Source organism: Viridibacterium curvum, assembly GCF_039544165.1.
Classification (GTDB): domain Bacteria; phylum Pseudomonadota; class Gammaproteobacteria; order Burkholderiales; family Rhodocyclaceae; genus Viridibacterium; species Viridibacterium curvum.
Genome location: NZ_BAABLD010000008.1, coordinates 1,266,316 through 1,273,606, shown reverse-complemented (window position 1 = coordinate 1,273,606; position 7,291 = coordinate 1,266,316). Strand labels below are relative to the sequence as shown.

The following is a 7,291-nucleotide window of genomic DNA, read 5'->3' as shown; positions in this document are numbered from 1 at the left end:
TTTTCCTTGAGGCGGCTCTGCGGAAAAACCTAGATTAGCCCCCTGCCTCTCTGAAACACAGACTGCGATGTACCCCCGGTGACGGCACACTTCGGTAGCCGTCCCCACCCCCGAGGGGGTTGCGGTTTTTCCTTGCGGTGGCTCGCCGGAAAACCTTGACGCGCCCTCTGTGCACCCTGCTGAAACAGGCACGCCACGCGCATCGCAACCCTTCCTGAAAGGCTGCGCAGCCGAATCTTCCTCTCCGCACTGCAGCATCAGCTGACACGGTCCGCCCCGGTAAACGCTCACCCTCCCGAACGGCGCCACCACATGCCCGTCATACGGCTATTCCTACTTGCGCTCAGCGCGTGCAGTCGCCACACTGAGTTACCGTCCCACGGAGCGAAACCATGAGCACGACCGTCAAGGAAATCCTCGCCGGCAAGTCGGCAGAAATTCTCGGTGTCACACCTGCGACCACCGTCTTTGAAGCGCTGGAACTCATGGCCAAGGCCGACATCAGCGCAGTACTGGTTCTCGAATCCGAACGCCTCGTCGGCATCTTCACCGAGCGCGACTACGCCCGCAAAGTCGCGCTGCGCGGCAAGTCCTCGCGCGACCTCAAGATCGGCGATGTCATGACACAAAACCTGCTGACCATCTCGCCCAGCCAGAACGTCGACGACATCATGAGCATCATGACCGAGAACCGCTTCCGCCACCTTCCGGTTGTCGAACGCGGCAAGCTCGTCGGCATCGTCACCATCGGCGACGCAGTCAAGGCCGTCATGGAAGAGCAGCGCAAGACCATCGAACAACTGTCCAGTTACATCTCAGGCGAGATGTCGATCTGACGCCTGGGTGGCGACGCCAAACACGGCATCCATCAGGAAGTCTTCCTTGCGTGCGTGCTGCGTCAGCAAGCTGCGCAGCCGCACCGACTCATTGAGATAGCTCACCACGTCGCACACTGCGATGGCGCCGCCCATGTGATCCATCATCGCATTCATGCGCTGATGTTCGCGGCGCATGATGGCAGTGGATGTTGCATTGACATAAGCCTGTCGCTCAAAGGCTGGAAACAGCTCCTCTTCCTCGGCCTCGAAGTGCGCACGCATCGAGGTGCGCAAGCGACCATAAGTCGTCTCCGCCTCCGGCCAAGCCTCGCGCTGCACGAAACTATCCAGACTCATCAGCAGGTCGTCGCAACGACGATGCATGTCCTCAAGCAGTTCTTGTGCTTCCATCTGACCCTCCTTTTGGCTCATTGCCTTCTTGACCCGCCCCGCGGGGCCGGAACTCCGAAATCCAGCCAGCCCATTCTGCGCGTCAGGAAAAGCCGCGATTTGAGACAGATCAGGGAGCGCTTCGGCGATAATTCCCCTGTTTCTGCCGCCAAAACTCCGCAACATGAATACTTCACGCCCTGAACGCGCCGTTGTTCTGCTCTCCGGCGGTCTCGACTCCGCCACCTGCCTTGCCATTGCCCGCGACGCCGGTTACGAGACCTACGCCCTCTCCGTCGCCTACGGCCAGCGCCACGCTGCCGAGCTGCAGGCCGCCGAGCGCGTTGCCGCAGCCCTGGGTGCGCGCGAGCACCGCGTCGCTCACGTCGACCTGGGCCAGTTCGGTGGCTCGGCCCTCACCGATGCCAGCATCGCCGTGCCCACCGACGGCGTGCAGCCCGGCATCCCCGTCACCTACGTACCGGCGCGCAACACCGTCATGCTGTCGCTTGCGCTGGGCTGGGCCGAGGTGCTGCAGGCACAGCACATCTACGTCGGCGTGAATGCCGTCGACTACTCCGGCTACCCCGACTGCCGCCCCGAGTTCGTTGCCGCTTTCGAGAAGCTGGCCCAGCTCGCCACCAAGGTCGGCATCGAAGGCCTGCCCCTGCAGGTGCACGCTCCGCTGATCTCGCTCAGCAAGGCCGGCATCATCCAGCTCGGCTCCAGGCTCGGCGTTGACTACGGCATTACGGTTTCGTGCTACCAGGCTGACGACGACGGTCGGGCCTGTGGCAAGTGCGATGCCTGCAGGCTGCGTAGCGCAGGTTTCGTGGAAGCTGGACTGTCCGATCCCACGCGCTACAAGCCGTGATTTTTGTCACTTTTATCGTTGTCGTTGTTTTTTACAGTCGCCAGGAATTTTCAAGTTATTGATTTTGAATTTGTTTTTCGATGATGCCCGTCGTTGGCGTGAATTAATTAACACTATCGACTTCTGTTGTCGCGATTACTTTCTTACACAGCTTCGGAAGTTTCGCAGGACAGCCGCCCAACCATCTGATTAGTAACGGATTTCTAATCTGGCACCCTCTTTGCTGAGATGGCTTCGGGTTCAGCACTTACGCCCTGAACCACCAACTCTCAAAGGGATGAACAACATGAACAAGATGTCGCAACTCGCAGCGACCGCACTGATCGCGACCGGAGCCCTGCTCACGACACCCGCACAAGCTACCGCGATCGAATGGAGCATCTCCGGTCCGGGCACCACGAGCGCAACCCAGGTCGATGCTGACACCTGGAGCATGCATTACGACCAGCCGGGATACGGCGTCACCCGCGTCTGGACGGTCAGCGGTGTCGCTGACAGCGCTGGCGACTACGCCATTGATTACATCTTCAGCGGCTTTCACTCCTGGTACATGGCACAAGCCAGCCTGACCGCATCGCAAACGGGTGGCCCGAGCACGGCCCTGCTGCCGAACAGCGGTGTCAGCGGCGGCTTCAATGTCAGCGGCAGCTACACCTTCGCAGGCGTCAGCGCTGGCGACGTTCTGAGCTTCACGATCACCGGTTACAACTGGGACTCGTCCGCCATCATCGTCGGCGACCTGGTGCTCGATCAGACCAGCGAAATCCCCGAGCCCGCTGGCCTCGCGCTGGCTGCACTGGGCCTCACTGGCCTGGCCGCTTCGCGTCGCCGCCGCGCAGCCTGATTCGGCCCTGCGCAACAAACAAAAAGGACAGCCTCGGCTGTCCTTTTTGTTGCGCTCATCCGCTGTGTTCAGGCATCGATCTTCAACACCGTGTGGTGCGCAATCATCCACTCCTCGTTGGTCGGCAGCACCGCCGCCAGCACGCGACTGCCGGGCTTGCTGATCAGCATGGCCTTGCCACGCTGGCTGTTGGCTTCCGCATCGACTTCCAGCCCCAGCCAGGCGAGATAGCCAAGGATGCGTGCGCGCACATTGCAGGCGTTCTCGCCGATACCACCGGTGAACACCACGGCATCCAGTCCACCCGCCGCGACTGCGAGGCTGCCGATCTCGCGCGCAGCGCGATAGCAGAACAGGTCGATAGCCTCTTTCGCCTCGGGCGCGTCGCTGGCTTCCAGCGTGCGCATGTCCTGGCTGATGCCGGAGACGCCCAGCAGCCCCGATTCCTTGTAGAGGAAGTTCGTCAGCTTCTTGCTGTCGTAGCCATGCTGATCGATGAGGTACAGCAGCACGCCCGGGTCCAGCGCACCGGTACGCGTCCCCATCATCAGACCGTCCACTGCGGTGAAGCCCATGGTCGTGCCGATACTCTTGCCATCACGCAGCGCGGCCATCGAAGCGCCGTTGCCGAGGTGGGCGATGACGACCGCGCCCTTGGCCTTGTCGCCCAGCAGCTTGGGCATTTCGCGCGACACGTATTCGTACGACGAACCGTGGAAACCATAGCGCTTCACGCCTTCAGCCGAAATGGCGCGCGGAATCGCGAAGGCCTCAGCCAGCGGGCTCTGCGTGCGGTGGAACGCCGTGTCGAAGCAAGCTACCTGCGGCAGCGTCGGGAAGCGCTTCATGAGAGCCTTCACCGGGCGCAGGTTGTGCGACTGGTGCAGCGGAGCAAGTGCGCACAGCGCATCAAGCTTGGCGAGCACTTCGGCATCGAGACGCACTGGCGCCGAGAATTCCGAACCACCGTGCACGACGCGATGGCCCACACCGACAAGCTCGATGTCCTGCGTGCCCAGCCAGGCCAGCACGGCATCCAGCGAGATCTGGTGCTGCTCTTCAAGGCTTGAACCGGCCGGTGCGGAGATGCGCTGGTCAAGACAGACCGCATCGTTCGCATCACGCAGCTTGAACTGTGCGTCGGCGCCGATGCCATCAATCTGGCCGCGGAACAGGGACTGCGCACCTTCGATCAGCGGCAGACCGAACAACGCAAACTTCAGGCTCGACGAACCTGCATTCACCACCAACAACGCTTTCATGAAACCCCCAAAAAATACGGAACTACAGGTCAACCTTCAAAAGCACATCATTGCCGCGAAAGCGCAAATCCAGTAACGCTTCATCGCGGCGAAACGACGCTGGATTCCCGCCTTCGCGGGAATGACAAATCGTGGTCAGGGGGCCCCCTCGCCCTTCTTCGCCACCAGTCGTTTGACGATGGCGCAGGACGCCGAACGCGCCTCGGCGCGATCTGCCCGGCTGGTCAGAACGATGGGCACGCGCGCACCCAACACCACGCCGGCCAGCAAGGCGCCGGCAAAGTACTCCAGTTGCTTGCCCAGCATGTTGCCCGATTCCAGGTCAGGCACGACCAGAATGTCAGCGCGCCCTGCCACGTCCGACTCGATGCCTTTGGTGCGGGCCGCGAACTCTGAAATCGCATTGTCGAAAGCCAGCGGCCCGTCCAGCAAACCGCCCTTGATCTGGCCGCGATCCGCCATCTTGCACAGCGCGGCGGCATCCAGCGTGGAAGGGATCTTGGCATTGACGGTCTCGACCGCCGACAGGATTGCCACGCGCGGCATGGCGATGCCGATTGCATGCGCGAGGTCGATCGCGTTCTGCACGATCGACACCTTGGTCTCCAGATCGGGCTGGATGTTGATTGCCGCATCCGTCACCAGCAGGGTGCGCGGGTAACGCGGCACATCGGCGACATACACATGGCTGATGCGCCGCCCGGTGCGGATGCCGGTGTCGCGGTCCACCACGGCCGCCATGAATTCATCGGTATGCAGGCTGCCTTTCATCAAGGCATCGACCTGGCCGGCACGCGCCAGCGCAACGGCCCTCTCGGCGGATTCGGTAGAGTGCTCGGTCGCCACCAACTCGCAGCCATCAAGGCTACTGCCCAGTGACTCGGCAAGCCTGCGGATACGTCCCTCCGGCCCTACCAGCACGGGCACGATCAGTCCCTCGTCGCGCGCCAGCAATGCACCCTTGAGCGACTCCTCATCGCAGGGATGCGCCACCGCCACGCGCACCGCGGGCAAGCCTTCTGCTGCATCAATCACCTTCTCGTAGCGGCGCTGGCGATCAGTGACCATCACCTCGGGCAAACTCGCCCGCGGACGCCGCACTTTCTCAGTCGGCGCAGCCACCACCGCTTCACCCCGCGCCACCACGCTGCCCTGCTGGTTACTCACCACGCAGCCGATACGCAGATGCTTGGTGGTCGGCAGCTTCTTGAGGCACGTGAGCGTCACGGTCAGCGTGTCGCCCACATGCACACCAGACTCGAAATCCAGGTTCTGGCTGACATAGACAGTGCCCGGCCCCGGAAACTCGTTGCCCAGCAAAGCCGAGATGAGCGCGCCGGAGAGCATGCCGTGCGCCACGATCTCGCCGAACGCGTTGTCACGCGCCCAGTCGTCGTCCAGGTGGGACGGATTGACATCACCCGACACCACGGCAAACAGCTGGATGTCTTCGCGCCGCACGGTGCGCGTCAGGCGCGCCGAATCACCGACCTTGATCTCGTCGAAGGTGATGTTTTCCAACAGGTCGGGCGTCTCGTCAGCTTCCGTACTCATCAGGGTTCTCCCGAGTGTTGATACATCTTAGCTATCGGACAGCCGGGTTTTCATGACGCCGATCAAGCATGCCGTACATTCCGACCTCGCCAGCGCGGCGTACAAGGTGAGCCTGACCGGAATGCTAGAATCGCCCTGAAAGTCGCGCCCAGCGGGCTTTTTACCCACTTTCCCGAAGGACTTCCATGCAGGTCATCATCCTCGCCGCCGGTCAGGGCAAGCGCATGCGTTCGCGTCTGCCCAAGGTGCTCCAGCCGATTGCCGCCAAAGCCATGCTGCGCCATGTCATCGACACCGCCCGCCAGCTCGCACCGCAGAAGATCTGTGTGGTCTACGGCCATGGCGGCGATCAGGTGCGCGCCGCCATCACCGATCCCGACCTCGCATGGGCCGAACAGGCGCAGCAGCTGGGTACTGGCCACGCCGTGCAACAGGCCATGCCCGCCATCACCGGCGACGGTGCGGCACTGATCCTCTACGGCGACGTGCCGCTGACGCGCGTCGAGACGCTCAAGGATCTGGTCACGACCAGCGCCGGCGAACGCGTCGCTCTGCTCACCGTCAATATGGACGATCCCAAGGGCTATGGTCGCATCATCCGCGGCGCCGATGGCAGCGTGCAAAGCATCGTTGAAGAGAAAGACGCCACGCCCGAACAGCGCCTGGTGCAGGAAGTGAACACCGGCATCCTCTGCGTGCCCGTCGCAAAGTTGCGCGACTGGCTGTCGCGCCTGTCGAACAACAACGCGCAAGGCGAGTACTACCTCACCGACATCATCGCCATGGCCGTTGCCGACGGCGTCGAAGTCGCCGCGCGCCAGCCCGCCGCCGTGTGGGAAACGCTGGGCGTCAACAACAAGCTGCAGCTCGCCGAACTCGAACGCATCCACCAGCGCAACATCGCCAACGCGCTGATGGAGAACGGCGTGACCCTCATCGACCCCGCACGCATCGACGTGCGCGGCGAGCTGGTCTGCGAGCCGGATGTCGAGATCGACGTCGGCTGCGTCTTCGAAGGCAAGGTCACGCTGGGCGAAGGCGTGAAGATCGGCGCGCACTGCGTGCTGAAGAACGTCACCGTTGCCGCCGGCACCGAGCTCTCGCCGTTCTGTCACATCGAGAATGCCGACATCGGCATCGACTGCACGATCGGCCCCTTCGCACGCATCCGCCCCGGCACGAAGCTGGGTGAGGACGTACACATCGGCAACTTTGTCGAAGTAAAGAACAGCCAGATCGCCGCCGGCAGCAAGGCCGGGCACCTCGCCTATCTGGGTGATGCCGACGTGGGCAGCAAGGTGAACATTGGCGCAGGCGTCATCACCGCCAACTACGACGGCGCCAACAAGTTCCGCACCACCATCGAAGACGAAGCCTTCATCGGCTCCGACACACAGCTGATCGCACCCGTCACCGTCGGCAAGGGCGCCACCATTGCCGCCGGCACCACGCTCACCGCCAACGCACCAGCCGGCGAGCTGACACTCTCACGTACGCGCCAGAACACCGTTCCCGGCTGGAAGCGCCCCGTCAAGAAACAGGGCTGATC

Annotated in this window: 7 protein-coding genes; 4 read left to right on the top strand and 3 right to left on the bottom strand. The window is 62.6% G+C overall.

The window, feature by feature from the left end; all coding sequences use genetic code 11:
* Nucleotides 1-392: 392 nt before the first annotated feature.
* On the top strand, nucleotides 393-836 hold the full coding sequence (locus tag ABEA02_RS13630; RefSeq protein WP_345533618.1) for a CBS domain-containing protein: 444 nt from the start codon (nucleotides 393-395) through the stop codon (nucleotides 834-836).
* Here ABEA02_RS13630 and ABEA02_RS13625 read toward each other — a convergent pair.
* Nucleotides 816-1,229 carry a hemerythrin domain-containing protein gene (locus ABEA02_RS13625; protein ID WP_345533617.1) on the bottom strand — a complete coding sequence of 138 codons (414 nt, stop codon included), beginning with the start codon at nucleotides 1,227-1,229 and terminating at the stop codon, nucleotides 816-818. The genes ABEA02_RS13630 and ABEA02_RS13625 overlap by 21 nt on opposite strands.
* Before the next feature lie 163 nt (nucleotides 1,230-1,392).
* On the opposite strand from ABEA02_RS13625, the gene queC reads away from it, so the two are divergent.
* Nucleotides 1,393-2,082 carry a 7-cyano-7-deazaguanine synthase QueC gene (queC, locus tag ABEA02_RS13620; RefSeq protein WP_345533616.1) on the top strand — a complete coding sequence of 230 codons (690 nt, stop codon included), beginning with the start codon at nucleotides 1,393-1,395 and terminating at the stop codon, nucleotides 2,080-2,082.
* Between the two features lie 286 nt (nucleotides 2,083-2,368).
* On the top strand, nucleotides 2,369-2,926 hold the full coding sequence (locus ABEA02_RS13615; RefSeq protein ID WP_345533615.1) for a PEP-CTERM sorting domain-containing protein: 558 nt from the start codon (nucleotides 2,369-2,371) through the stop codon (nucleotides 2,924-2,926).
* A 68-nt stretch (nucleotides 2,927-2,994) separates the two neighbouring features.
* Here the strand turns inward: ABEA02_RS13615 and ABEA02_RS13610 are convergent, their stop codons facing one another.
* Both ABEA02_RS13610 and ABEA02_RS13605 read right to left on the bottom strand, forming a co-directional pair.
* On the bottom strand, nucleotides 2,995-4,188 hold the full coding sequence (locus ABEA02_RS13610) for an acetate/propionate family kinase (protein ID WP_345533614.1): 1,194 nt from the start codon (nucleotides 4,186-4,188) through the stop codon (nucleotides 2,995-2,997).
* A gap of 135 nt (nucleotides 4,189-4,323) precedes the next feature.
* Entirely contained in the window at nucleotides 4,324-5,742 is a 1,419-nt protein-coding gene (locus ABEA02_RS13605; RefSeq protein ID WP_345533613.1) for a bifunctional enoyl-CoA hydratase/phosphate acetyltransferase, read from the bottom strand.
* 185 nt (nucleotides 5,743-5,927) lie between these two features.
* On the opposite strand from ABEA02_RS13605, the gene glmU reads away from it, so the two are divergent.
* Nucleotides 5,928-7,289, top strand: coding sequence for a bifunctional UDP-N-acetylglucosamine diphosphorylase/glucosamine-1-phosphate N-acetyltransferase GlmU (gene glmU / locus ABEA02_RS13600; RefSeq protein WP_345533612.1), 1,362 nt, complete (start codon nucleotides 5,928-5,930; stop codon nucleotides 7,287-7,289).
* Nucleotides 7,290-7,291 lie beyond the last annotated feature (2 nt).